This window comes from Chromohalobacter sp. 48-RD10 (genome assembly GCF_029889785.1).
GTDB lineage: Bacteria > Pseudomonadota > Gammaproteobacteria > Pseudomonadales > Halomonadaceae > Chromohalobacter.
Window position 1 is genome coordinate 1 of record NZ_JARANX010000095.1, and the last position, 2,151, is coordinate 2,151.

Annotated in this window: 2 protein-coding genes and 1 pseudogene; 1 reads left to right on the forward strand and 2 read right to left on the reverse strand. The window is 60.0% G+C overall.

Going from position 1 to position 2,151, the window contains the following annotated elements; genetic code table 11:
• Both OP496_RS17285 and OP496_RS17290 read right to left on the reverse strand, forming a co-directional pair.
• Positions 1-348 (reverse strand): MFS transporter (locus OP496_RS17285; protein ID WP_280565089.1); only part of this gene is annotated, 348 nt, incomplete at its 3' end.
• Positions 349-655: 307 nt separating this feature from the next.
• The gene (locus tag OP496_RS17290; protein WP_280565092.1) at positions 656-1,756 is read right to left on the reverse strand and encodes an NADH:flavin oxidoreductase/NADH oxidase; all 1,101 of its coding nucleotides are present in this window, start codon (positions 1,754-1,756) and stop codon (positions 656-658) included.
• A 182-nt stretch (positions 1,757-1,938) separates the two neighbouring features.
• On the opposite strand from OP496_RS17290, the pseudogene OP496_RS17295 reads away from it, so the two are divergent.
• Positions 1,939-2,151, forward strand: a pseudogene (locus tag OP496_RS17295) (MipA/OmpV family protein); the annotation flags it as partial.

Below are 2,151 nucleotides of genomic sequence, written 5' to 3' on the forward strand. Positions count from 1 at the left end.
GACGGCGACCACCGACCCCGTGGCGATCCCTACCGCTTGAAATACGCGAAAGAAGAGCAGTGAGGTGATGTGGTCGGCATAGAAGCAACCGATCGACGCCGCGACGTACAGTGCGATCCCGGGGAGCAAGACCTTCTTGCGTCCCAGGCTGTCGGTCAGCGGACCGTAAAGGATCTGCATGAAGGCGATGATGAAGGTAAAGACCGAGATACTGGCGTTGATGAGCAGTTGGCTGGTGGACAGCGTGTCTTGCAGCTCGGGGAGAATGGGAACGTAGACGGTTTGAGTAAAAGGGCCAAGAAAAGCGGCGAATGACACTGAATGCGCGATTGCCTTTTTATGAACCATCGAGCGTTCCCGGGGTGGTGAAATAAAACGTTATCTTATCAAGTATCTGGCGACGGAGTCTCGTCGGTATCCCGGCGGCGGGCCACGGAGTAGGTGACTTGCTGAGTGCGGGTTATTGAGCAGGAGGTCGAGGAGTTGCGTATCCCATCGCCGAGAACTACGTCGGCTTGCCCTACGAACCGCTGGAGAACTAGGCGGGTATGGCGGCGCAGTCGTGACGCTATGAGCTAGCGCGTGACAACAAGCGGCCCGTATCGTTTCAAGGATGCGGGCCGTCTGAACAGCGCCTAAGCCATTGTACGTCGCGTTAGCCGAAGAGTTGCTTGAGCGTATGCGGCTGGCTGCGCACATACTGCTTCGGGGCATTTACGGTAGCGCCGAGCTTGGCGGCGGCGTGCCACGGCCAGCGCGGGTCATAGAGCATGCCGCGAGCCAGCGCGACGGCGTCCGCCTCGCCACCAAAGACGATGCCTTCTGCCTGTTCCGGTTCGGTGATCAGTCCCACCGCGATGACCTGCATGGCGACTTCCTGCTTCATGCGGCGAGCGAATGGTACTTGATAGCTGGGGCCGACGTTCAGCGTCTGGCGCGGGTCCAGTCCGCCACCGGAGCAGTCGATGAAGCTGCAGCCACGGGCGTCGAGCGCCTTGGCCAATTCGACGCTCTGCTCCAGATCCCAGCCGCCTTCGACCCAGTCGCTACCAGAGATGCGGATGCCGACTGGCTTGTCATCCGGGAACACCGCACGCACGGCATCGAAGATCTCCAGCACGATACGCATGCGGTTTTCCAGACTACCGCCGTACTCGTCGTCGCGCTGATTCGAAAGCGGCGACAAGAACTCATGCAATAGATAGCCATGCGCCGCATGCAGTTCGATCAGCTCGAAACCGAGACGCTCGGCGCGCTTGGCTGAGGCGACGAAGTCCGCCTTGAGCTGCTCGATATCCCCGAGGCTCATCGCCTGTGGCGGACGCTGCCCGTCCTGATACGGCACGGTGGAAGGCGCCACGGTCTGCCAGCCGCCTTCGTCGAGGCCAAGCTGCGCGCCACCGTCCCAGGGCGCTTGGCAGGAGGCTTTGCGTCCGGCGTGGCCCAACTGGATGCCGACCGGCATCGGCGAATGGGCACGAACGGACTCGAGTACACGCGCCATCGCCTGCTCGTTATCGTCCGAATAGAGCCCTACGTCGCCAGAGGTGATGCGTCCTTCCGGCGCGACGGCGGAGGCTTCGACGATCAACAGCCCTGCTCCTGAGAGGGCGAGATGCCCCAGATGAATCTTGTGCCAGTCGGTCATGCTGCCGTTAGCGTCGGCGGAGTATTGGCACATCGGTGAAATGACGATGCGATTGGTCAATTCGAGCTCGCCGAGCGTGAGCGGCGAGAAAAGCTTAGGGGATGCCATGAAAATGTTCCTGAAGCGAATGATGGCAAGAATGTAGCGTGCTAATAATTATTTGGCAATGGCAGGCTGGCATAGCACAGATACCTTCGATATTGTATGTAAAGCTTTTGGCGAGTACGCATCCGCAGTGATTCACACGGCGATACTCGATGGTGATGTAACCCATCCAAGGAGTCGGAACTATGCAGGCAAGATATCGATACGCGGCGTTGGCCATGGGGCTGCCGCTGTTGGCGGTGGCAAGTCCCAGCCAGGCACAAGACAGCGGTTGGCAGGGGAGTTTGGGCGCGGGAGCGATTTACTCTCCCGACTACCTGGGGAGCGACGATTACGAGACCTCCGCGTGGCCGTCGGTCGACCTGACCTATGGCGATAGCGTGTATATCAACGCACGC